The organism is Rahnella sp. ChDrAdgB13 (assembly GCF_017655185.1).
In the GTDB taxonomy this organism is placed as follows: Bacteria; Pseudomonadota; Gammaproteobacteria; order Enterobacterales; family Enterobacteriaceae; genus Rahnella; species Rahnella contaminans.
On record NZ_JAEMGT010000064.1, the window covers coordinates 1 to 24,033 of the forward strand.

At 53.9% G+C, this 24,033-nt stretch carries 22 protein-coding genes and 1 pseudogene; 11 read left to right on the forward strand and 12 right to left on the reverse strand.

The window, feature by feature from the left end; all coding sequences use genetic code 11:
* Nucleotides 1-69: 69 nt before the first annotated feature.
* Together J8X26_RS16490 and J8X26_RS16495 are read left to right on the forward strand one after the other, a co-directional pair.
* A pseudogene (locus J8X26_RS16490) lies at nucleotides 70-897 on the forward strand (MFS transporter); the annotation flags it as partial.
* 68 nt (nucleotides 898-965) lie between these two features.
* Entirely contained in the window at nucleotides 966-2,231 is a 1,266-nt protein-coding gene (locus tag J8X26_RS16495; RefSeq protein ID WP_208951422.1) for a DUF3748 domain-containing protein, read from the forward strand.
* Nucleotides 2,232-2,282: 51 nt separating this feature from the next.
* Here the strand turns inward: J8X26_RS16495 and J8X26_RS16500 are convergent, their stop codons facing one another.
* Entirely contained in the window at nucleotides 2,283-2,660 is a 378-nt protein-coding gene (locus tag J8X26_RS16500) for a YceK/YidQ family lipoprotein (protein ID WP_152323733.1), read from the reverse strand.
* A 391-nt stretch (nucleotides 2,661-3,051) separates the two neighbouring features.
* Between J8X26_RS16500 and ibpA the strand changes: the two genes are divergently transcribed.
* Both ibpA and ibpB read left to right on the forward strand, forming a co-directional pair.
* Nucleotides 3,052-3,462, forward strand: coding sequence for a small heat shock chaperone IbpA (gene ibpA, locus J8X26_RS16505; protein WP_152323732.1), 411 nt, complete (start codon nucleotides 3,052-3,054; stop codon nucleotides 3,460-3,462).
* 118 nt (nucleotides 3,463-3,580) lie between these two features.
* A complete protein-coding gene (gene ibpB, locus J8X26_RS16510; RefSeq protein ID WP_152323731.1) occupies nucleotides 3,581-4,015 on the forward strand; it encodes a small heat shock chaperone IbpB in 435 nt (144 codons plus the stop codon).
* A gap of 78 nt (nucleotides 4,016-4,093) precedes the next feature.
* Here ibpB and J8X26_RS16515 read toward each other — a convergent pair whose 3' ends face one another.
* The 11 genes from J8X26_RS16515 to J8X26_RS16565 form a co-directional block, all read right to left on the reverse strand.
* Nucleotides 4,094-5,344, reverse strand: coding sequence for a valine--pyruvate transaminase (locus tag J8X26_RS16515; RefSeq protein ID WP_165060677.1), 1,251 nt, complete (start codon nucleotides 5,342-5,344; stop codon nucleotides 4,094-4,096).
* A 131-nt stretch (nucleotides 5,345-5,475) separates the two neighbouring features.
* Nucleotides 5,476-6,453, reverse strand: coding sequence for a glyoxylate/hydroxypyruvate reductase GhrB (gene ghrB / locus J8X26_RS16520; protein WP_165060680.1), 978 nt, complete (start codon nucleotides 6,451-6,453; stop codon nucleotides 5,476-5,478).
* 14 nt (nucleotides 6,454-6,467) lie between these two features.
* Complete coding sequence (locus J8X26_RS16525) at nucleotides 6,468-7,745, reverse strand: MFS transporter (protein WP_165060682.1); 1,278 nt, start codon at nucleotides 7,743-7,745, stop codon at nucleotides 6,468-6,470.
* A 28-nt stretch (nucleotides 7,746-7,773) separates the two neighbouring features.
* Nucleotides 7,774-8,523 carry a sugar phosphate isomerase/epimerase gene (locus J8X26_RS16530; RefSeq protein ID WP_152323727.1) on the reverse strand — a complete coding sequence of 250 codons (750 nt, stop codon included), beginning with the start codon at nucleotides 8,521-8,523 and terminating at the stop codon, nucleotides 7,774-7,776.
* 212 nt (nucleotides 8,524-8,735) lie between these two features.
* Nucleotides 8,736-9,770: a LacI family DNA-binding transcriptional regulator gene (locus J8X26_RS16535; RefSeq protein WP_152323726.1), complete on the reverse strand. Its 1,035-nt coding sequence runs from the start codon at nucleotides 9,768-9,770 to the stop codon at nucleotides 8,736-8,738.
* 68 nt (nucleotides 9,771-9,838) lie between these two features.
* Entirely contained in the window at nucleotides 9,839-11,125 is a 1,287-nt protein-coding gene (locus J8X26_RS16540; RefSeq protein ID WP_208951423.1) for an MFS transporter, read from the reverse strand.
* Nucleotides 11,126-11,183: 58 nt separating this feature from the next.
* Nucleotides 11,184-13,310, reverse strand: a complete 2,127-nt coding sequence (locus J8X26_RS16545; RefSeq protein ID WP_208951424.1) for an alpha-galactosidase — start codon at nucleotides 13,308-13,310, stop codon at nucleotides 11,184-11,186.
* Between the two features lie 140 nt (nucleotides 13,311-13,450).
* The gene (locus J8X26_RS16550) at nucleotides 13,451-14,458 is read right to left on the reverse strand and encodes a LacI family DNA-binding transcriptional regulator (protein ID WP_208951425.1); all 1,008 of its coding nucleotides are present in this window, start codon (nucleotides 14,456-14,458) and stop codon (nucleotides 13,451-13,453) included.
* Between the two features lie 102 nt (nucleotides 14,459-14,560).
* Complete coding sequence (locus J8X26_RS16555) at nucleotides 14,561-15,223, reverse strand: OmpA family lipoprotein (protein WP_152323786.1); 663 nt, start codon at nucleotides 15,221-15,223, stop codon at nucleotides 14,561-14,563.
* A 223-nt stretch (nucleotides 15,224-15,446) separates the two neighbouring features.
* Nucleotides 15,447-15,890: an N-acetyltransferase gene (locus J8X26_RS16560; protein WP_208951426.1), complete on the reverse strand. Its 444-nt coding sequence runs from the start codon at nucleotides 15,888-15,890 to the stop codon at nucleotides 15,447-15,449.
* Nucleotides 15,887-16,453, reverse strand: a complete 567-nt coding sequence (locus J8X26_RS16565) for a DNA-3-methyladenine glycosylase I (RefSeq protein WP_152323721.1) — start codon at nucleotides 16,451-16,453, stop codon at nucleotides 15,887-15,889. Before J8X26_RS16565 ends, J8X26_RS16560 begins: the two co-directional genes overlap by 4 nt.
* Nucleotides 16,454-16,636: 183 nt before the next feature.
* Here J8X26_RS16565 and J8X26_RS16570 point away from each other — a divergent pair, with 183 nt between their 5' ends.
* From J8X26_RS16570 to cmtB, 7 genes are all read left to right on the forward strand, one after another.
* Nucleotides 16,637-18,637 (forward strand): autotransporter outer membrane beta-barrel domain-containing protein, encoded by a 2,001-nt coding sequence (locus J8X26_RS16570; protein ID WP_208951427.1) that lies wholly within the window; start codon nucleotides 16,637-16,639, stop codon nucleotides 18,635-18,637.
* Nucleotides 18,638-18,710: 73 nt separating this feature from the next.
* A complete protein-coding gene (locus J8X26_RS16575; RefSeq protein ID WP_152323719.1) occupies nucleotides 18,711-18,959 on the forward strand; it encodes a type II toxin-antitoxin system Phd/YefM family antitoxin in 249 nt (82 codons plus the stop codon).
* Nucleotides 18,949-19,233: a type II toxin-antitoxin system RelE/ParE family toxin gene (locus J8X26_RS16580; protein WP_208951428.1), complete on the forward strand. Its 285-nt coding sequence runs from the start codon at nucleotides 18,949-18,951 to the stop codon at nucleotides 19,231-19,233. The genes J8X26_RS16575 and J8X26_RS16580 overlap by 11 nt, the downstream gene beginning before the upstream one ends.
* A 111-nt stretch (nucleotides 19,234-19,344) precedes the next feature.
* The gene (gene glyQ, locus J8X26_RS16585) at nucleotides 19,345-20,259 is read left to right on the forward strand and encodes a glycine--tRNA ligase subunit alpha (protein ID WP_152323717.1); all 915 of its coding nucleotides are present in this window, start codon (nucleotides 19,345-19,347) and stop codon (nucleotides 20,257-20,259) included.
* A gap of 9 nt (nucleotides 20,260-20,268) precedes the next feature.
* A complete protein-coding gene (gene glyS, locus J8X26_RS16590) occupies nucleotides 20,269-22,338 on the forward strand; it encodes a glycine--tRNA ligase subunit beta (RefSeq protein ID WP_208951429.1) in 2,070 nt (689 codons plus the stop codon).
* 183 nt (nucleotides 22,339-22,521) lie between these two features.
* Nucleotides 22,522-23,244 (forward strand): DUF3053 domain-containing protein, encoded by a 723-nt coding sequence (locus tag J8X26_RS16595; RefSeq protein WP_152323715.1) that lies wholly within the window; start codon nucleotides 22,522-22,524, stop codon nucleotides 23,242-23,244.
* A gap of 328 nt (nucleotides 23,245-23,572) precedes the next feature.
* Nucleotides 23,573-24,019 (forward strand): PTS mannitol transporter subunit IIA, encoded by a 447-nt coding sequence (gene cmtB, locus J8X26_RS16600; protein WP_152323714.1) that lies wholly within the window; start codon nucleotides 23,573-23,575, stop codon nucleotides 24,017-24,019.
* The last annotated feature ends 14 nt before the right edge of the window (nucleotides 24,020-24,033 follow it).

Here is a 24,033-nt window from a genome sequence, read left to right on the forward strand (position 1 = left end):
GTACGGATTACCTGAGGAAGTCGGCGACGAGGGGAGCTTTTATCTAAATCCGATTTATTCAACAAAGCCCCGCTGCTGATCTGGATCCAGGAAATGCTCAGCTGGCACTGGGTGTTCATTATCACCGGTGGCATCGGTATTATCTGGTCGCTGCTGTGGTTCTGCGTGTATCAGTCGCCGCGTAAAAGCAAAGGCGTGAATGCAGAAGAGCTGGAACATATCCGCGCGGGCGGCGGCATGGTGGATGGCGATGCACCGGCGGATAAAAAATCACGAACTCCGCTGACATCCGCAGACTGGAAACTGGTATTTAACCGCAAACTGGTCGGGGTTTATTTAGGACAATTTGCTGTCGCGTCAACGTTGTGGTTTTTCCTGACCTGGTTCCCTAATTATCTGACCCAGGAAAAACATATTGCGGCGCTCACCGCCGGATTTATGACAACGGTACCTTTCCTCGCGGCCTTTTTCGGCGTGTTATTATCCGGAATGGTGGCGGATAAACTGGTGCGTAAAGGTAAGTCGATTGGTTTTGCGCGTAAATTACCGATCATCTGCGGGTTGTTATTATCTACCTGCATTATGGGGGCGAATTATACCAATGACCCGATGTGGATCATGATATTAATGGCGCTGGCTTTCTTTGGTAATGGTTTTGCCTCTATTACCTGGTCGCTGGTTTCGTCATTAGCTCCGGTAAGATTAATCGGGCTGACCGGGGGTGTATTTAATCTGGCAGGCGGTTTAGGCGGAATTACCGTCCCGTTAGTTGTCGGTTATTTGGCGCAGGATTACGGTTTTGCCCCGTCATTAACTTATATTTCCGTTGTCGCTTTACTGGGTGCACTTTCTTATATCTTCCTGGTGGGTGAAGTGAAACGTGTCGGAGATTGCTGAAGATTGCCACTGCCGTTTGAGTCCCCTATTCTTAGGCATACTTTAAACGGCAGGGCGCGCCTGAACGCATGAATGAAAAACAACTCACTACTGATGCCCGCGGGCATCAGCTGACCAACATTAACGTCTGGACGCCGGACAGCCAGTGGCTGGTGTATGACGTGCGTCCGCACGGTGGCTCTTTCACCGGTTCGACCATTGAGCGTGTAAATGTGAAAACCGGCGAGACGGAAGTCCTCTATCGCGCCGGTGAAAATGCTCATGTGGGCGTGGTCACAGTCAGCCCGGTCCAGCCGGCCCGTTATGCGTTTATTCATGGTCCGGAAAACCCGGATGCCCGCTGGCAGTATGATTTCCATCATCGCCGCGGTGTCATTGTCTCTGAGCCGCAGCGCGCGCAGGCCGTGACGCTCGATGCGATGGACATCACCGCGCCGTTTACGCCCGGTGCTTTGCGTGGCGGTACGCATGTTCACGTTTTCAGCCCCGACGGCTCCCGCCTCAGCTTTACCTACAACGACCATGTTTTGCATGAACTGAATCCTGCTCTGGATTTACGTAATGTCGGTGTCGCCTTATCCGGACACCCCGTCATGCCGCCAAAACATCATCCCCGCGAATACGATGGCAGCCATTTCAGCGTGCTGATCAGCGAAACAACGTCCCATCCGCGGCCTGGCAGCGATGACATTAACCGTGCTTACGAAGAAGGCTGGATCGGGCGCGAAGGCTATGTCAAAACAGGCGGTTCACGTCAGCGGAGGGCGCTGGCCTTTATTGGCGACACGCTTTCCGCCAGCGGAGAAAAGCATCCGGAAATTTTCGTGGTGGATCTGCCGGAAGACGACGCGGATTACCTGAAAGCAGGGGGAAAACCGTTGCAGGGAACGCCGGACACGCTGCCTGCGCCACCGTCGGGCGTGAAACAGCGGCGCATTACGTTTACCGAAAAAGGCGTCGCCGCTCAGCCGCGTCACTGGTTACGGTCTTCGCCGGATGGCAGCCAGATTGCGTTTCTGATGAAAGATGAAAAAGACGTGGTGCAGTTCTGGACGGTGTCGCCCAATGGCGGCAAACCGGTGCAGATCAGCCATTCGGCCAGCGGAATTCTGTCGGCGTTTAGCTGGAGCCCGGACGGAAAATCGGTGGCGCTGGTGTGCGATAACAGCGTGATGCGCCTTGATGTGGAAAGCGGAGAAATGCACCGGCTGACCGGAAGAACGGAAATCGCGCCGTGCGCGGATGCTGTAGTGTATTCCCCCGACGGCAGCCAGATAGCTTTTATGCGTCAGGTGGGGGAATTTGCGCAAATTTTCGTGACGGCCAGCCGCTGAGATTTTACCTAACCGGCCGGTCTGGCCGGTTTCATTCCCTCAGGCTGAGGCTTACTTTTTATGTGTGGAGGATTTCTGAGTGCGCGGCGTCGTGGTCATCGGCGGAACGTGATCGATATCGACCCCGTTGCTCAGCGCAATGTTGTGCTCTTCGCTGGCTTTGACGCGGTCGCGCGTCGTGACCTTTCCGCTGCGATAATAATCATAAGGCAGCAAAACCGTATCCAGTAAGGCGCTGAAAGGTAAATCCACTAACAACAGCGGGGTCATCGCCCAACTGGTGTCGTCGCTTTTCATCATATTCACATCAGCGCGTGCGCCTGAATAATAGCCGGTGTCTCCGCCGGTGTGGCTCATCACGCTGGAACAACCGCTCGTCGCTAAAAAAATACATCCTGTCATCAGCGGCGTCAGTACAAATTTCATCATGTTAGAACTCATCTTATGCTGTCAGTCTGAGTTTTTAAGTCAAAACGACTTATACCACCCAGCAAAAAAAATTAACAAAGCAAGCTGTAGCTCTGTGGCTGCGATCCCATTAAGTGTAATGACTATTTGAAATCTTGCAGGAAACCGCCTGCTGTCCCTGGCTTTTCGCCCTCGCACTATTTGTATTTTGACGTCCGCAGTTCAAACGAAAACAAAATTTTTGTCTTTTTCTTGCGAATGCCCACTTGAAATACTCTCTTTCATCGCCATTTTTAATGTACGACGCAGGGGAACGATCGCCGGAAGGGATCGTGAATATAAACCGCGCCGCGAGCCTGTCCCATCAGGAAGGCTATATACATATACTCGCTGAATGTCAGGAGAAGTAGTAATGCGTAATTTTGATTTATCACCACTATACCGCTCTGCAATTGGTTTTGACCGTTTATTTAATCTTATCGAATCGGGTCAGAATCAGGGCGGCGGCTATCCTCCTTATAATGTTGAATTGGTTGACGAAAACCATTACCGGATTGCCATCGCGGTAGCGGGATTTGCCGAATCCGAACTGGACATTACAGCGCACGACAATATGTTAGTGGTCAAAGGCGCGCATGCACCGACTGACGCTGACCGCACATATTTATATCAGGGCATTGCTGAGCGTAATTTCGAACGCAAATTCCAGCTGGCCGAACACATTCAAATTAAAGCGGCCAATTTGTCGAATGGTTTGCTGTATATCGATCTGGAACGCATCGTTCCTGAAACGTCCAAACCACGGCGTATTGAGATCCGCTAAGCGTTTATAAAGACAACGCACAAATGAAAAAGTTTAGGCTCGCCGTCAGGGGGCTGAACCGTCACACCCAACTCGGGCGACGGATTAATTAATCTCGCTTCAAAGAAGGAGTTACACAATGCGTAATTATGATATTTCCCCATTACTTCGTCAGTGGATTGGTTTTGATAAATTAGCCAGCTCAATGCAGGGCGGCGATCAGGCTTTTCCTCCGTACAATATTGAGAAGTCTGACGACAATCATTACCGCATTTCGCTGGCGCTCGCTGGTTTCCAGCAGAGCGAGTTGAATATTGAAGTGGAAGGGCCGCGTTTAACCGTCAGCGGTACGCCTGCTCAGCCGGAAGCGAAAGTGGAATATCTGCATCAGGGGTTAGTGATCAAGCCTTTCACCCTGAGCTTCACGCTGGCAGAGCACATGCATGTGTCGGCCGCCGAGTTTGTAAACGGCCTGCTGCACATCAATCTGGTGCGTGACGTACCGGAAGCTTTGCAGCCACAGAAAATTGCGATCGGCACCGAGAAACCTGCACTGGAGAATCAGTCAGCGTAATCCGGCGGCAGAGTCGCTAAAAACGAAAACAGGAGGACATTTGTCCTCCTGTTTTTTTATGCCTGTCGTGCAGGAAAATTAATTTTCGGCGTGCGCTTTTTCGACTTCTTCCGCCAGAATTTTCACGCCGCGTTCAATCTGTTCCGCATCCGGCACGTAGTTCATGCGCATGCACTGATGCGTATGCGGCCACGGATGCTCCAGCCCCGGGAAGAAATAATCCCCCGGCACCATCAGCACGCCGCGCTGTTTCAGGCGCTGATACAACACTTCAGTAGTAATCGGCAGATCCTTAAACCACAGCCACAGGAAAATTGCGCCTTCCGGTTTGTGGATCAGGCAGCGTTCTTCCGGCAGATAGCGGCGCAGCGTGGCGATGGTTTCCTGCACGCGCTGAGAGTAAAACGGCTTGATCACGTTTTCTGATAACTTCAGTAAGTCACCACGGGCAATCATTTCTGTGGCGATGGCAGGCCCGACGCTGCCCGGTGCCAGACTGATAATCCCGTTCATGTTGCTGATCGCTTTGATGATTTTCTCATCGGCAATCACGATGCCGCAGCGAGAACCCGGAAGACCGAGCTTCGACAGGCTCATGCACAGAATGATATTCGGGTTCCACAGCGGCGTTGCGTCGGTAAACACGATGCCGGGGAACGGCACCCCATAGGCGTTATCGATTAATAACGGAATATCTTTCTGCTGCGCCAGTGCATCGAGGCGAATCAGCTCTTCGTCAGTAATCACGTTGCCGGTCGGATTGGTCGGGCGTGAAACGCAGATCAGGCCGATATCATCAGTGATATTCAGATGATCAAAATCGACGTGATATTTGAACTGGCCTTCGGGCAACAGCTCGATATTCGGTTTGGCGGAAACAAACAGATTTTCGTCCAGCCCGGCGTCCGCGTAACCCAGATATTCCGGAGCCAGCGGGAACAGCACTTTCGACATGCTGCCGTCGGCGCGACGTCCGGCGAACAGATTGAATAAATAGAAGAAGGCGCTCTGGCTGCCGTTGGTCAGCGCGATATTTTGCGCATCGAGCTGCCAGCCGAGTTCTTTCTGCAACATTTCTGCCAGTGCGTGACGCAGCACGTCCTTGCCCTGAGGGCCGTCGTAATTGCACAGCGCTTCGGTCAGCTTGCCTTCGGCCAGCATTTCCGTCAGCAGCGTCTGGAAATAATCCTGCATCTCAGGGATCTGCGCCGGATTACCGCCGCCCAACATCACAGCACCTGGTGTGCGTAAACCGTCATTCATATCGCCCATCAGGCGGGTAATGCCTGAAAAACGGGTAAATTTGTCACCGAAAGCAGAAAACGTCATAGAAAGCTTTGTATGTTATCGAAATGTGATGCCCACCATAACGCCTGAGGCTAAGCAGTGCAATCCGACCACGGGGTTTTGAACTGTCCTTCCCTTTCAAAAATCCCTGAAAGGGAAGGAGAAGGAAGGGGTTACTTTCTGAGAACTTCAGGATTCACGCAGAACTGTTTAACGTCGCCGTTCAGGGCGGCGATCAGGTTATCCACCGCACAGGCCGCCATATCGTAACGGGTCTGATGTGTCGCGGATCCCACGTGCGGCAGCGCCACCACGTTGGGCAGGCTCAGCAGCGGAGAATCTTTCGGCAACGGTTCTTTCTCGAACACGTCCATCCCGGCACCATAAATCGTCCCGTCTTTCAGGGCTTCAATCAGCGCAGGTTCATCAATGACCGGGCCACGACCGGCGCTGACCAGCACGGCGCTGGATTTCATTTTCGCCAGCTGTTCCTTGCCGATCAGATGGAACGTTTGTTGGGTCATAGGCAGCAGAACACAGACGAAATCAGATTTCTCCAGCAGTTCGTCCAGCTCACATTTGCGTGCGCCAAAACGCTCTTCCGCTTCGGTATGCTGACTGCGTGCGTTGTACAGAATCGGCATATCAAAACCGAAATGCGCACGCTGAGCGAGCGCCAGGCCGATGCGGCCCATACCCACGATACCCATGGTTTTGTGGTGAACGTCGATGCTGAACCAGTCTGGGCCGACGTTTTCTGTCCATTCACCCGCTTTCACACGTTCGGCCAGATTCACGACGCGGCGGGCCGTCGCCAGCACCAGCGCCATCACGGTATCAGCGACCGTATCGGTCAGCGCGGTCGGGGTGTGCATCAGCGGGATTTCACGACGCGTCAGTTCCGCGACGTCAAAATTATCGTAGCCTACGGAGCTGGTGGAAACGGCGCGCAGGCGCGGCGCGTGATCCAGCAAATCTTTATCCACCCGACCGCCTGAGCCCAGCAGTCCTTCTGCGTTCTGCAAAGCGTCTAAAACCTGCGCACGGTTTTCTTCAGTGATGTCATCAAATTGAGTGATGGCGAAATGCTGTTCCAGGCGTTGTTGCAGGTCTGCGGGTTGTTTCTTATACACAACGATAGACGGCTTCATCAATTACAACTCCCTCAGGTTAAGGAAACTTCTTTTTGTTTCATTTCAGATTGTCGCGGTTTTACCAGCAGGGTTAATCCTGCGGAAACCAGTAACGACACGGCCATAAAAATAAAGGAGGCTGCCGGGCTGCCCGTATTACCGTTCAGATAACCGACAAACCAGGAACCAAAGAACGAGCCAAGCGCTCCGAGGCTGTTGATTAACGCCATGGCGCCGCCGGAAACATTCTTCGGCAGCATTTCAGGAATGATGGCGAAAAACGGGCCATATGGGGCATACATTGCCGCGGCAGCGACCACCAGTAAACTGTACGAAAGCCAGAAATTGTTTGTGCCAACGGCCCATGAACCAAAGAATGCCAGCGCGCCGATCAGTAAAAGTGGCCAGACAAATAACCGGCGGTTTTGCATCTTGTCGGAAGCCCACGACACCAGAATCATGGCGATCGTGGCCGCCAGATACGGCGCGGACGACAGCCAGCCCGCTTCGACCATGCCCATCGATTTCCCGTCGCGCAAAATCGACGGCAGCCACAGTACAAAGCCGTACACGCCGATGCTCCAGAAGAAATATTGCAGGCAAAGGAAAATGACGTTCCGCGAACGGAAAGCTTCGCGATAACCGCCCACCGCCTGAATACTTTTCTGCTCTTTTTCCAGCTGTGCGGCCAGCGCTTTCTTCTCCTGACTGCTCAGCCAGCTGACTTCTTCGGGTTTATCTTTGACGGTAAACCACCAGATAATCGCCCAGATCACCGCCGGAATACCCTCGAAAATAAACATCTCCCGCCACCCGAACGACTTGATCAGATAGCCGGAAAGCACCGACATCCACAGCACCGTGACCGGATTGCCGAGGATCAGAAACGTATTGGCACGCGAACGTTCGGACTTCGTAAACCAGTTGCTGATATACACCAGCATCGCGGGCATGACCGCGGCTTCCACCACTCCCAGCGCGAATCGGATCACTGCCAGCATCGGAATATCAGTGACGACACCGGTCAGCGAGGCGAATCCGCCCCACAGTAAAAGGCACCAGAAAATCAGTTTTTTAACGCTGCGCCGCTCGGCGTAAATCGTGCCGGGGATTTGGAAGAAGAAATAGCCCAAGAAAAACAGCGCGCCCAGCAGGGACGACATACCTTTGGTGATGCCGAGATCGTCATTAATGCCCGCCGCCGACGCGAAACTGAAATTCGAGCGATCGACATAGGCCAGGCTGTACGTGATGAACACGACCGGCATGATGTACCACCACCGGCGGGCGGCGATCCCGGGTTGTTTCATGGCGATTTCTCCGGATGAGGCATCAGAATTACTGACGCAGTAGTTCGACGTAGTAACGCGTCACGGCGGTCAGGTCATCCCCTTCCAGCGGGAATTCGATGCCGCGCGGCACATCCTGAGGCAACATTTTCAATAAAGGTTCCCAGCTGCCGTCGCTGTTATCGAGCGCCACGGCGTGCCATTTTCCGTCTCGCTGTTCCGCCGCTTTCACATGCACATAACCCACATGGCGTGCCAGGCGTTCAGCGGCCGCGCTCGGATCCTGTCCCACCCACAGCCAGTTCGCGGTATCAAACGTCAGGCTCAGCGGCAGATGCAGCGATTCCGCCGCAAACGCAAAGGCATTAATGCGCGACAAAATTCCGCAATCGCTCGACTGATCATTCTCCACCACCAATTTGACGGTCTGAGAATCCAGCAGTACGCGCAGCGGCGTCAGGTCGGCACCGGGTTCAAATTCGCCCAGTGAAAACTTAATGGTGCGGGCACCTAAAACATGCGCTTCGGAAAAATACTTTTTTGCATCCGGATTCAGTTTGCCGCCTGAAATGAACAGCGGGAAGGGCACCGAATAGACCGAAAACAGCCCGTGGCGCTTAATGTTTTCCGCCAGTTCGGGTAGGGCATCCAGTTCCTGCTCGCTGAACAATTCACGACGAATTTCCACACCGTCTGCCTGCGCGTCTGCAATGATTGAAAGCAGCGCGGCCTGCCCGCCAAGGGCCTTCACCACGCTGTTTCCGTAAGCGGCGGTGACAATGACGACTTCTCTTTTCATGCGTGTGTATCCTGGTAAACGCGCCACTGCGGCGGCGCAGGCGATCAAATCCAAAACATCATTTTAGTAAAACAAACGCCAGTTGGAGGTGTTGTTAATGTTTTGTTTCGTTTTATACAACCTAATTGGAACCGGTTCCAATCAACAGAACAAAAGGCCAGAAACATGATCCCGCTCACGAAGAACGGGGCAGGAAACGGAGGGAAAAAGAATCAGCGCGCTGCCGTGGAACCACGTGCAATCAGCTCGCCGGAGAATTCCAGGTCTTTAACGGGATCGGTATTTCCCTGTATCCGCGCGACCAGCTGGCCGAGCGCGGCCACGCCCATTTCGTAGGTCGGTTGTTTGAGCGTAGTGATCCCGACACCTGCCAGTTCGGCCCAGTCCAGTTCGTCGAAACCAGATAATCCGATGTCCTGCCCCCAGACAATCCCCTGCCGTCGCATGGCGCGAGCGACCTGCAATGTGAGCGTACCGTTCACGCACATTACGGCTTTTCGTTTGTCGGGATGGCGGGCAATAAATTCACGCAGCAGATTATCCAGTCCGTCGGTATTCGAAATCTCAATCTCGCCCTGTTCGGCGATGTGCTGCGGCGATTGCTGCATGCGATGGAGAAAAGTACGCAGACGGTCAAAACGGGTATTAATGGTGGCGGGCTCGCTGATAAAAAGCAGAGCTTCAAAACCCTGTTGCAGAAGATGATTGGTCATCATCTGCGTGGCTTCGACGTTGTTCAGGCCGATGACGTCGCAGGCAAAATTCGCGACTTTACGGTCGATCAGCACCATCGGTAAATTGGCCTGTTGCAGCGTGGAAATCGCCGCTTCACGCATTCCGACGGCGTTCACGACAATACCGTCCACGCGATAACTGCTGAGCAATTGCAGATAATGTTTTTCCTGATCAAGCTCGTTATTGGTGTTACACACCAGCAGCGTCAGCCCTTGCTGGCGGCAGGCAGCTTCGACACCGCGCATGACTTCAACGGAATACGGGTTGGTGATATCGGCAATAATCAGGCCAATCAGACGCGTCTGGCCGCTTTTCAAGCTGCGCGCCATCTGGCTGGGCTGATAATCGAGCAGGGCGATCGCCCGTCCGATGCGTTCTTTTAACGCGTCGGACAGCAGGTCTTTTTCACCGTTGAGATAACGTGAAACGCTGGTTTTACCCGTTTTCGCGGCGCTGGCGACATCACGTATCGTGGCGCGTACTGGTGCGCCCGGTTCCTGTTTTTTACTCACAGCCTTTCTCTCCTCATGCTTGTCCCACGGAGACTAGCACAGAGTGCCGAAAGGCTGCATCCCGTAAGTCAGCGCAATCCCTGCGCCGTTTGCACCCCGGAAACCGCCCCGGCCTTTGGTCTGCTGCTTAGCGTAAAGGCCGAAATGATCGTCACGCTAAAGGCAATACCGCCAAGGATCAGGTAGGTATCGCTGAACCCGATGCGGTCATACAAGTTACCGGCAAAAGCCGAAAGGAAGATGGCCGCCAGCTGTTTGGCAAAGTTAAAGCCAATCAGATAAATGGTCGCTGAGAACCGGACATCAAATATCTGCGTGATGTACTTGAACACGCCGACCAGCAGGAACGGCACTTCCAGCGCGTGCAGCATTTTCAGCAGAATGACTTCGATGGCGGTGGTCGCAAATGATGAGCCGACAATGCGGATCGACATAATCGTACCCGCCAGCAGCAGGGTGTTTTTCGCGCCGATGCGGTTAATAATCCACGGCGAACAGAACATGATCAGTGCGTTACATAATTCTCCGGCGGTGGTGACATAGCCGAACATTTCCGTACCCTGCTGCGGCGAGGCGAAGAACGTTTTGAAGAACGTCGCGAATTGCTGGTCAAATACGTCATAGACACAGGCCACGCCAATCACATACAAAATCAACATCCACAGTTTGCGTTCTTTCAGCAGCAAAGCCGCCGTTTTCAGTGAGAATTGCGGCTGATTGGCGCCGAGTTTATCCAGAACCTGCGCGTTTTTGTTTTCCTGCGGACGGGCAATCATCAGCAAAATCATCAAAATGACGGCCGCGCCGGAGCCCATCCAGAACACGATGTCGGGATTAATGTTAAACAGCACGCCCGCTGTCGAGGCACAAATTCCCCAGCCGAAACAACCGAACATCCGCGCCTTGCCGTATTCAAATGAACTGTTGCGGCTGACCCTTTCGATATATGCCTCAGTTGCGCCCGAACCGCCCGCGAACACGAAACCGATATAGGCACCGCCGAGAATGGCGCCGAGCACGATATTGAGTTTTAACAACGGTGCGAAAACGTAAATGAAGAACGGCGCGAACAAAAACAGCATCACGGCGATGATCCACAGCAGATGCTTTTTCAGGCCGAGCTTGTCAGAAATGATGCCGAAAATCGGCTGAAACAAAATGGCGAACAGCGACATGCTGGAAAACACGATGCCGGTTTCCGTTTTACTCAGGCCGATAATGTCAGAAAGCCATATCGGTAAAAACGGATAACAGGTCGCCATAATAAAGAAATAGAGGAAGAAATAGCTGCCAAATATCCAGAAGTTGGCATTGTTTTTATAGAAACAGCGGTCGGAAGTTTGTGTAGGGTTCATAGTGATTTCCTTGCCGAAACCATGAAAACCGGCACTGTCGCACCGGTGTTTTTTGTTGTTATCTGATTTCTTCGAAGCCCAGAAGCAGGGCGCTTTCCGGATCCAGTACCGGTAACGCCACCCCGGCATTTGCCAGCCATTCACCGCTCAGCACCGGCGATTCATGCAGCCACGCCGGTTGTACGCGCATGGTATGACCGCTGCCGCCGCCTTTCAGCAACGCCGGTTCATCAAGCACTGTCACGCGATAACGCGCATCTGCTTTCAGCCCCGGCACGCGTAACGTACCGGGCAGCGACCAGGTTGGCATTGCCAGCTGACTGACCAGAAACACCGCGCGATCTTTGTTCACGCTGACCACGCCGTTAATCAGCACCGTTTCGTCGTGCGTATCTACGCGGTACACATCGCCGCTGTGCAATAACGGGCGCAACTGCTGATGCAGGCGGGTATATTTCGCAAAACCGGCGCGCTCAGCCTCCCCTTCTTTCACCGGATCCAGCTCAATGCCCATATGGCCGAACAGCGCCGTCAGGCCGCGAAATTCAATGCTGTGCTGGCGTGACGTGGCGTGGCACCGTTTATTGCCGATGTGCGAGCCCATGACTTCCGGCGGGAAGAAATAGCTCATGCCGCGCTGAATTTTCTGCCGCTCCAGCGCGTCGTTATTGTCCGATGTCCAGAAACGATGGCTGCGTTTGAGCACTTCGAAATCAATGCGGCCCCCGCCGGACGCGCAGGATTCAAACTCGATGTGCGGGAAGCGTTCGCCCAGCACATCCAGCAAACGGTAGAATTGCTGCGTTTGTGCCGTCAGCGCCGCGCGGCCTTCATGGCCGGGCTGGACGATTTCACGGTTCATGTCCCATTTCACGTAATCGACATCGTGCTCGCCGAGCAGCCAGCTCATGCGTTCCACCAGATAATCAAAGACCTGCGGATTGTTCAGGTCGAGCACGAACTGATGACGGCCACTCGGCTGCTGATAACCCGGCAATGCCAGCAGCCAGTCGGGATTGGCGCGGTACAAATCCGAATCCGGGTTAATCATTTCCGGCTCGACCCAGATACCAAATTCCATGCCGAGATTTTTAACGTGGTCGATCACCGGCTTCAGCCCGTTCGGGTATTTCTTCTCATCGAGATACCAGTCCCCCAGCGCGGCGCGATCGTGGTCGCGCCCCTTAAACCAGCCGTCGTCGATAATGAATCGTTCAACGCCTAACGCGGCGGATTCTGTCGCCATCTGCATCATGTAGTCAGGATCGTGATCGAAATAAATGCCTTCCCAGGTATTAAGATGCACCGGACGTGGTTTCTCGGTCGGGAACCGCAAAATCTGTTCACGCACAAACCGGTGGAACTGCTGACTCATCCGGTTCAGGCCGCTGGCGGAATAGCTGGCGTACAGCCACGGCGTTTCCAGCGTTTCGCCCTGTTCCAGGCGCTGTTCGCCGGGGAAATACAACGCTTCGGCCTGCACCAGACGGCGACCGTCGGTTTTGATGTCAGCGCGCAGACGGTGGTTACCGCTCCAGCCCAGATGCATTCCCCAGACTTCGCCCTGTTCTTCACTGAAACCCGGATGACCGATCATCATCGCCGGAAAATATTCGGAGGACGTTTTCCCGCGGCGGTTTTCCTGAATGATGCCGCCATGACCGAGCAGTGTGCGGTGCGGTTGAAACTCTTTGATCCAGCGGCCATGAAACGCCATGACTTCGGCGGCGCGTTCCGGCAGCGGCAGGGTGACAGCCAGCCGCGTGACCTGATACGTGCCGGGTTTGAGACTGGTCAGTGCGTTGCGTGCCTGTAAAACGCCGCTGTCATCAAGGCGCAGTTCGCTGCGAAATTGCAGACCGGCGATCGCGTCTTCGGTGGTGATCGTCAGCTGATTGCCGTCGTGCTTGACCTGCGTGGTATTGAACACCGGCGACCAGTCCAGTCCGTCGCGATGACCTTCCATGCCCGGCGTACCAAAAGAACCGCGGCCTGAATCGGCGCTGAAATTCACCGGCGCTTCCACATCAATCCGGCCATTTGGCACTGCGCGGCTCAGCGAAATAATGTCATCCGCAGAAAATTGACTGAGGCGGTTTCCCCAGTAAAGAATCTCAGCGTAAGGCGTGCAGCGGACGATCAGGCTGGTCTGTCCGCCGGTTAAATGAATAATCTGGTTTTCCATATAGTCACTGCTCCACACATAAAATTGCGCTGATAAGACGCGATCAGGTGGAGTAACTATTGATCCGAAACGTTTCGGATAGGAAATGAGAAAAGTTAAAAATGTGATATAGGGTGGAAAAATAACCTAAGGGTGAATTATCAGCGTGGTGGATGGACGGTGACGCCTGCCTGCAATTCGGGCTGCCAGAGAACCTGCAAATTTTTCAGCGGTTCGTTGCGGATCAGCGCCATGGTCATGGTGGCAATTTGCAGGCCGACCGCTTCACGCGTGCCCTGACGGACAGCGGTAACGGCGACATCGGGCACGCTGTCGCCCGGCAAACCGTCAAAAATAATCAGGGAAATACCGCCGCTGAGCAGTAATCCGGCTTCCTGCAACGCCAGCGCGGCACCTTCGCCATGCATATTGCAGTCGCAGACAATGGCCGTCGGAGGCACCGGCAACGTCAGCAGCGCCTGCGTAGTCTGATAACCGGCGCGACGGCTCGGGCTGATTTTATGCACGTAATCAGGATTGTGCGGCAGCGCGTTTGCCCGCAAACCGTCGAGATAACCCTGATAGCGCTGCCCGATAAACGATTGCTGATTGTTCTCGCCGAGAAACGCGATACGGCTGTGGCCAAGTGCGGCCAGATGATCGACCGCCATCTGCATTCCGGCGCGGTTATCGAAATCAAACCAGGCGTAATCCTGCGTCAGACACTGGCTGCGCCCCAGTGCCAGAAACGGAAAATTACGCTGTTGTAAATCCAGCAGTCGCGGGTCGTTATCCAGCGTATGCGCCACCAGCATGGCATCGACGCGTTTACTTTCGATCAGCCGCCGCCAGGAAAACGTGCCCAGTTCATCCGGCACCAGCAGTAAATCGATTTCATATTTTGCCAGTTCGCGGGTGATACAGCCGACCATTTCGATAAACGCGGAATTGCTCAACGGATGAGAAGAGAAAGGGAAAATGAGGCCAACGGCGTCGATCTTCCCCATTTTCAACCGGCGGGCGAGAGTGTTTGGCCGGTAGCCGCGTAAATCTGCTGCCGCCTGAACCCGCGCTTTGGTATCCGCTGAAACATCATCGTACCCGTTCAGCGCACGGCTGACGGTGGTGACAGAGAGACCGAGATCTTTCGCAATCGCTTTCAGAGACATACTGGCATCCGTTACACAGGGGGGAAGGCGCGTGGCGGGAGAATATCACAAACGTGAAAACGGAGCCGAATGGCTCCGTTTTTATCAGGGGAAGGACAAAATTTACTGCAACGGACTGAGGGTGATCTCGACGCGACGGTTCTGCGCTTTACCGGCCTCAGTGCTGTTGCTGGCGATCGGATTGTCCGGGCCTGCACCAGTGGTGTGTACGCGGCTGCCTTCAACGCCCTGTGTGATCAGCGCGCTGCCAACGCCATCAGCACGTTGCTGTGAAAGTTTCATGTTGAGCGCGCGGGTACCGGTGCTGTCGGTGTAACCGACGACGTTAACGGCGGTTTTCGGATACTCTTTCAGCACCATTGCCACGCCGGTCAGCGTATTCGCACCTGCCGGTTTTAGCGTGCTGCTGTTGGTGTCAAACGTCACGTTGTTCGGCATGTTCAGCACGATGTTGTCGCCCTGACGGGTCACGCTGACGCCGGTGCCTTTCATCTTGTCGCGCAGTTTAGATTCCTGCACATCCATGTAATAACCCGCACCGCCACCCAGTGCAGCCCCTGCCGCTGCCCCGATCAGCGCGCCTTTGCCGCGATCGTGTTTGGATGAAGAAAGCATACCGACGCCCGCGCCGAGTGCGGCACCGATGCCCGCACCAATGCCGGATTTGCCTGCTTCTGATTCCCCGGTGTAAGGGTTGGTGGTACAGGCGGAAAGGCCCATCGTCACACACAGCACGCCCGCAACCACTAGAAGTCTTTTGTTCATCATTATTCCTTTCTGGATGTTTAATTTTTCAGAACTTTACTGCGGCATTATGACTGCTCTTTTGGCGGCAAGTTGCACAGAAAAAGGTGTCAAAACATAAACAAATGCAACAGGCAGAGTTCAGCCCTGCGGCGTTCTGGCGCTCTTTATGCGCAATTTTGGGGCGTTAAGCAGTAGGAGAATTCCGGTTATCTGTTTTTGTATTTTTGCAGATTTTGGGAACTTATTCGGAAAGGGGATGGAACCAGCGGAGGATCCAGGTGGGCATGTCGGTGCCGGGATGACGGGTTTCGGCGGTGATCTCAAAGTTTTCCTTACGATAGAACGCCATCGCACGGTGGTTTTGCTGGTACACCTCGAGCAGCAGAACCGGATATTCCTCCTTAGCCGCCGCCATCAGCCGTTGCGCGGTACCGTCGCCGTAATGGGACGCTTCGACAAACAGGGCACCGATAAACTGCTGATTCAGCACGCCGATAAAGCCGCAAATTTCATCATTTGTATCGCAATCCACCCAGATGCGGGCTTTGGGCAAAAAATCTTCCCTCACCATTTGCAGGCTTTCAATCCAGTAGGATTCGGCAATAAAAGAGTGAGAGATCAGAGAACTGCGCAGCCAGAGCAACAAAATGGTTTCGTGATCGGCGGGCTGCGCAAGGCGGATCATGACGGCTGATTCGCCGGATGGCAGAAGCAATAAGACTGATGATCGTTCACCAGCCCGGCTGCCTGCATAAAGGCATAACAAATCGTTGAACCGATAAATTTAAAGCCTTTCTTTTTCAGTGCCCTGGACATGGCATCGGACACCGTCGTTTTCGCCGGAACGCCTTCCGGGCCGAGCGGATTATTGATGACCGGCTGGCCGCCCACGAAATTCCAGATGAATTCTGAGAAACTTTCACCGCTGGCTTCCATGGCCAGATATGCCTGCGCGTTACCGATAATGGCTTTGATTTTTCCCCGATGGCGGATGATACCGGCATCAAGCACCAGGCGTTCAACGTCGTCGTCAGTCATTTTGGCAATTTTCACCGGATCAAACGCGTGGAAGTTCTGGCGGTAATTTTCGCGCTTTCTCAGTACGGTTATCCACGAAAGTCCTGCCTGCTGGCCCTCGAGGCACAACATCTCAAACAACTCGCGGCCATCTTTGACCGGCACGCCCCATTCTTTATCGTGGTAATCGAGGTAAATCGGTTCTTTGGAAACCCAGCTACAGCGCGTCATCTCGTTTTCTCCTTGAAAGCGTGGGCTCCAGTGTGGGGTTTCTCGGATAACTCTGCAACGTCGCAATTTGCGCACCGTGAACTTGACGCTGGTCGGATCTGAACAATATTTAAAGCCATTCATTACGAATTCCTTACATTTAATCAGGGGCATGCGCCGCTGAAACTTCAGGAAAACAGGTTTATGGCAGGCACAAAAAAGTACGCAACACGGCTGACGCAGGGCGCATTCGCCGTGGCGCTTTGCCTCGGAACGCAGGCTTCAGCGCAGGCTTATGATCAGCTGTATGTTTTCGGCGACAGCCTGAGTGATACCGGCAATATTGGCCGCTGGACCTTCGACAGCAGCTCACATCAGCTGTATGACGAAATTCTGGCGAACAACATCGGCACGACCTTAAAACCCTCTTCACAAGGCGGGCAGAACTATGCCGAAGGCGGCGGCGTCGCGGTGCCGGGGCTGGATTCCGATTACACCACGCAGGAACAGGTTCAACATTATCTGGCATCGACCGGCGGCAAAGCCGACCCGAACGGGCTGTATATTCACTGGATCGGCGGTAACGATCTGGCCGCTGCGGCGCTGAGCCTTAATCCGGTCACGGCGCTGCAAATTGCCACCAACAGCGCCACGCAGGCGGCCTCGCAGGTGAATGATTTACTGAAGGCGGGTGCCGGAACGGTCATCGTGCCGACGGTGCCCAACATCGGACTGACGCCGGTACTGATGGAAGGCGTGATTCAGGTCGGATTACTGCCGGTGCAGCAACAGGCGCTGAAAGCGGCCTATCAGTATCTGAATGCGCAGAATACGCCGGATGCCGGTGCCCGTACCGAAGCGATTCACAAGGCTCTGGCCGCAGCCGCAGCGGAAGGTTCCGGTATTCCGCTGGTGCAGGACGTTATCGCCAAAGGGCTGGCGGCAGCGTATGACGCGCTCAAAGACGTAGCGGGCGGCCTGACCGATACCTACAACACCACTGAGGATATCGCGCTGGCGAAAACTGGCGGCAATATTGCCCGCGTGGATATCAACGGATTGTTCAACGAAGTGGTAGCCGATCCGGCGTTATACGGTTTCGCCAATACTGCCGGCACGGCCTGTCCGGTCGGGACATCCGCGTCGGAGTGCACCTCGAATCTGCCGGGCTTCGACGCCAGTAAATCGTTCCTGTTTTCCGATCATTTCCACCCGACACCTCAGGCGCACGCGCTGATCGCCCAGTACATGCAATCGGTGATCAACGGTCCGCTGGAAGCCACGGCGCTGAATCAGGGCTCGCTGGCGCTGGCGCGAAATACGCAGGGATTGCTCGACAGCCGTTATCAGCAACTGCGCACGCAGGATAACGATGCCGGTACGTTTGGTATGTTTGGCGGGTATGCCGGGCAGAGTGCCGACAGCAAAATCAATCCGTCGCTGGGGGATGGCGATCTGACCTCGAATTCGCTCAATATCGGCATGGATTATCAGATGACCGATCGCTGGATGATGGGGCTGATGATTTCCGGTTCAGACGATAAACAGGATCCGACTGACCATTACAGCTACCGCACACGCGGCTGGATGGCGACGGCGTTTACCGGCGTGAAAATCGCCGAAAACGGCTGGATCAACGGCGATGTGCATTATGGTTCACTCAATTATGATGACATTAACCGCCGCATCACGCTCGGGCCCACCACCCGCACTGAGCGCGGTGAGACGGACGGTAAACAGATCGGCGGACGCGTCACCGCGGGCTGGGATTTCCCGATTTTACCGGTGCTGAAAACCGGCCCTGTGGCGCAATATAGCTGGGATTACAGCAGCATCAATGGCTACAGCGAACAGGGGAGTACCAGCACCTCAATGCGCTTTGGCGACCAGACGTCCCATTCGCAGATCGGCGCACTCGGCTGGCGTGTAAATGCAGAACTCGGCATCGTCAATCCGTATGCACAGGTGACGTATGACCGGCAGTTTGGGGACAAAACCTATACCGCGACCGGTGCCATCAAATCCACCCGCACGCATTTTAGCCGCACCACAGGCGAGCAGGATGACGACTGGGTCGATATGACCGTCGGCGCCAACGTCCAGATCACCCACAGCATTTCCGCCTTTGCCGCCGTCTCTCAGACCACCGGCCTGGATTCCGGCGAACAAACGTCCTACAACGCCGGGATCAGCGCAAGATTTTAAAAGCATCTTAAAGGGTGCTTTTAAAGATGCTTTTAAGGCTATAATAACGGCATAGTGTGACAGGAGAAAAGCTATGCCGTTTGAAATACTCACTTCCTCAGCCGCCAGTATTACCGAGCTAAAACGTGATCCGATGGGAACGTTCTCCGCCGGAGAAGGTGAAGCCGTGGCGATCCTTAACCGTAATGAACCGGCCTTTTATTGTGTTCCACCAGAGGTTTACGCCTATTTCCTGAGTCTTGCAGAAGACGTGGAACTAAACCGCATAATGGATGCGCGGCAGGGCGAAGAAAGGATAAGGCTGACGCTGGATGACTTATAAAATCGATTTTCTGAAGTCAGCCCTGAAAGAATGGAAGGCGCTGGCAACTCCCATTAAAGACCAGTTTAAAAAGAAACTCGCTGAGCGGCTCGAAAATCCTCATGTCGTTTCTGCCCGTTTATGTGGCCCAAAAACTAACCGTTATAAAATTAAATTGAAGAGCCTCGGCTACCGTCTGGTCTATCAGGTTGAGGATCAGGAAATCGTGGTAATTGTTGTCGCGATTGGTAAACGTGAGGGCAATGAAGCCTATAAACTGGCAGAGAAGCGCTGAATACTGGCGTTTTTAAGGTAGTTCACAGGGATCTGTTGTGTGATTATCTTCCGTTCAGCGGGTATACTGTCCGACTCTTTATAAACCCACTTTCTCGCGTGCGAATCCAACATGCAAAAGTTTGATACCAAGACATTTCAGGGCCTGATCCTGACACTGCAAGATTATTGGGCGCAGCAGGGCTGCACCATTGTTCAACCGCTGGATATGGAAGTCGGCGCGGGTACCTCGCACCCGATGACCAGCCTGCGCGCACTCGGCCCTGAGCCTTTTGCGGCAGCCTATGTTCAGCCATCACGCCGTCCCACTGACGGCCGCTACGGCGAAAACCCGAACCGCCTTCAACACTATTATCAGTTCCAGGTGATGATCAAACCGTCACCGGAAAACATTCAGGAACTGTACCTCGGTTCCCTGAAAGAGCTGGGCCTTGACCCGCTTGTCCACGATATCCGCTTCGTTGAAGACAACTGGGAAAACCCGACGCTCGGCGCCTGGGGTCTTGGCTGGGAAGTGTGGCTGAACGGCATGGAAGTGACGCAGTTCACTTACTTCCAGCAGGTCGGCGGCCTGGAATGTAAACCGGTGACCGGCGAAATCACTTACGGTCTGGAGCGTCTGGCGATGTACATCCAGGGCGTGGACAGCGTTTACGATCTGGTCTGGAGTAACGGTCCGCTGGGCAAAACAACCTACGGCGACGTGTTCCACCAGAACGAAGTGGAGCAATCCACCTATAACTTTGAATACGCCGACGTCGATTTCCTGTTCACCTGTTTTGAACAGCACGAGAAAGAAGCGCAAACCCTGCTGGCGCTCGAAAAGCCGCTGGCACTGCCTGCTTACGAGCGCATTCTGAAAGCGGCCCATTGCTTCAACCTGCTCGACGCGCGTAAAGCGATTTCTGTGACTGAACGTCAGCGCTACATTCTGCGCATCCGTACCCTGACTAAAGCGGTAGCTGAGGCGTATTACGCTTCCCGCGAAGTGCTGGGCTTCCCGATGTGCAAAAAGAACGAGAAGTGAGAAACAGCCATGACTGAAAAAACTTTTCTGGTGGAAATCGGCACGGAAGAACTGCCACCGAAGGCCCTGCGTAGCCTTGCTGAATCTTTTGCCGCTAACCTGACTGCGGAGCTTGATGCGGCGAATCTGCCACACGGCGACGTTAAGTGGTTTGCTGCACCGCGCCGTCTGGCGCTGAAAGTCTCCGGTTTGCATGAATCCCAGGCTGACCGCGAAGTTGAAAAACGTGGTCCCGCTGTGGCGCAGGCGTTTGACGCCGAAGGCAAACCAAGCAAAGCCGCTGAAGGCTGGGCTCGTGGTTGCGGCATCACCGTCGATCAGGCTGACCGTCTGGTCACCGACAAAGGCGAATGGCTGGTTTACCGTGCGCACGTCAAAGGCGAAAGCGCGCAACAACTGCTGCCGGCGATGATCGCGACCTCTCTGGCTAAACTGCCCATTCCTAAACTGATGCGCTGGGGCGATTCTGACGTACAGTTTGTGCGTCCGGTTCACACCGTGACCCTGCTGTTAGGCGACGAACTGATCCCGGCGAAAATCCTGGGTATCGATTCTGCGCGTACCCTTCGCGGTCACCGCTTCATGGGCGAGCCGGAATTCACGATTGATAATGCCGATCAGTACCCGCAAATTCTGCTGGAACGCGGCAAAGTCATTGCGGATTACGAGCAGCGTAAAGCCATCATTAAACAGGATGCTGAGAAAGCGGCGAAAGAGATTGGCGGTATCGCCGATCTGAGCGAAAGCCTGCTGGAAGAAGTGGCTTCTCTGGTGGAATGGCCGGTGGTGCTGACCGCGAAATTCGAAGAGAAATTCCTGGCAGTTCCGGCGGAAGCGCTGGTTTACACCATGAAAGGCGACCAGAAGTATTTCCCGGTGTACGACGCCGCGGGCAAACTTCTGCCGAACTTCATCTTTGTCGCCAACATCGAATCGAAAGATCCGCAGCAAATCATTTCCGGTAACGAGAAAGTGGTTCGCCCGCGTCTGGCCGATGCCGAATTCTTCTTCAATACTGACCGCAAAAAACGTCTGGAAGATAACCTGCCGCGTCTGGAAACCGTATTGTTCCAGAAACAGCTGGGTACTCTGCGCGACAAAACCGACCGCATTCAGGCGCTGTCTGGCTGGATCGCTGAGAAAATCGGTGCGAACGTTGAGAACGCTAAACGCGCCGGCCTGCTGTCAAAATGCGACCTGATGACCAACATGGTCTTCGAGTTCACCGACACGCAGGGCGTGATGGGCATGCACTATGCACGTCACGACGGCGAGCAGGAAGAAGTCGCCGTTGCGCTGAATGAACAGTATCAGCCACGCTTTGCGGGCGACGAGTTACCGGCATCGCTGGTGGCATGTGCGCTGGCTATCGCTGACAAGATGGACACCCTGGCCGGTATTTTCGGCATCGGTCAGCATCCGAAAGGCGATAAAGACCCGTTCGCACTGCGCCGTGCTGCGCTGGGCGTTCTGCGTATCATCGTTGAGAAAAATCTGCCGCTTGACTTGCAAACCCTGACCGAAGAAGCGGTGCGCCTGTACGGTGACAAGCTGACTAACGCCAAGGTTGTCGATGAGGTGGTTGATTTCATGCTCGGTCGTTTCCGCGCGTGGTATCAGGAAGAAGGTCACGCGGTCGATACCATTCAGGCCGTGCTGGCACGTCGTCCAACCAAACCGGCTGATTTCGACGCGCGTGTGAAAGCGGTGAGTTACTTCCGGACGCTGGATGAAGCGGCAACGCTGGCGGCGGCTAACAAACGTGTGTCGAACATTCTGGCGAAATCCACCGACGTTCTGCTGGATCACGTCCACGCCTCCGTGCTGAAAGAACCTGCTGAGCTGAAACTGGCGACGCATCTGGTGGTTCTGCGCGACAAACTGGAACCGCTGTTTGCTGCCGGTGAGTACAAAGAAGCGCTGGTGGAACTGGCTGCGCTGCGCGAAACCGTCGATACGTTCTTTGACACCGTGATGGTGATGGATGAGAACGAGGCGGTACGTATCAACCGCCTGACACTGCTGTCCAAGCTGCGTGAGCTGTTCCTGCAGGTCGCGGATATTTCGCTGCTTCAGTAAGTGAAGTTTTTGCTCCTCCCTCTGCGAAGGGGGAGGAGCAAGGCACCTTATCAGATGTCAATTTCTACGCTTTTTTAAAAAGCGTTATCCCCCCAATTGTTCTATCCTATATCCCGCATGGAATGCACAGCATCGGCAGGGAACTGGCCGGAAGAAGAACATTGAAATCAGGAGTCAGGACTCATGGCTGTAGGGATCAGAAGCGGTGTATTTTCTCGCTGGCTGGCGCCGTTTATCGCACTGCTGGTTGTTTTCCAGCTCACTGCCTGTGGCGATAAAGAACCGGAACAACGCAAAGCCTTTATCGATTATTTGCAAAATACCGTCATGCGCAGCGGGCAAAACCTGCCTTCGCTGAGTGAAGATCAGAAACAACGGTTTGGTAATTACGCGAATGACTACGGCATCATCCTGTCGTTCTCCCGCCAGATGAAAGGCGCTGTTGATGGCAGTCTGGTACCGGTGGTGAGCGCGATTGGTCAGGTGCGTACCCCGCAGGATTACATGACCCAGCGCAGCGCGTTACAACAGGCGGCCAGCACGCTGAGCATGCTGAATGCGCAGTTGCGTGATTCAAAAGTGAAAGCCGATACGGCGATGGCTGCCCTGAAACAACCGGATGACCTGAAAGCGGTTTATGGTCAGGTCTACAACACTGTGGTGACCCAGCCAGCTAACGTGCTGACTCCGCTGGTGCCGGCGCTGCAAAGCTTCACGCAGGATATCGTCTCCGTGGGTGATTTCCTGCAACAACAGGGCCCTCAGGTGGCATTCGCTAACGGCGGCGTGCAGTTCCCGACGCAGCAACAGGCGACGCAGTACAACACCATGATGTCGAATCTGGTCGGCAAACAGCAGACATTGCTTCAGGCGCAGAAAGTCGCCCAGGGCGATTTCAGCAACTAAGCCAGTTTACGATGTGATGAACAGAAGCCACGCCTCAATGCGTGGCTTTTTTATGAGCGAAAACCAAACGCAATAACGTCAATCAGACGGCGGTCACAAAAATGAATAATAATATAAAAACATTTTTTGTGGTCTTGTTCACAAACAGGCTATTGCATTTATTCTAATTAATTGAAATAACCCCCATCGGTGTGATGCATGTCGGGTTTTATTATTGCGAACGCCATTTTTATAATGCTGATCACAAATCCCCGCCGGTTTGATTAAATCCCTTTCAGAGAATATGCTCGGGAATATAAATTCTCATCGATAAAAATAAGGATAAATAATGTCATCATTAATGGATTTTTTCGACAGTGAAAGTATTGCCATATATCCATCAGCGGAAGACTGGTCGCAGGCAATAGATTTATCGATGAGAAACCTGCTGCAAAGAAAATACATTACTGCGGATTATATTCAGTCAATAAAAGATACCACAACGGAAATCGGGCCTTATTATTTGCTCGCGCCCGGCATTGCCATGCCACATGCCAGACCGGAATGCGGTGCGTTAAAGACGGCGCTCAGTTTTACGCTGTTGCGAGAAGGCGTCAGCTTTGAAGCTGAAAGCCCGCCCGTTAGGCTGCTTATCGGATTAGCGGCAAAAGATTCTGATTCACATATTGAGGCGATTCAGGCGTTAAGTGAAATGCTTTGCGAAGATGAGGTTATTGATGAATTACTCAATGCAAATAACCCAGAGGAATTAATTAACATCATTCAGCGTTATTAGTTTTATCCTAACAC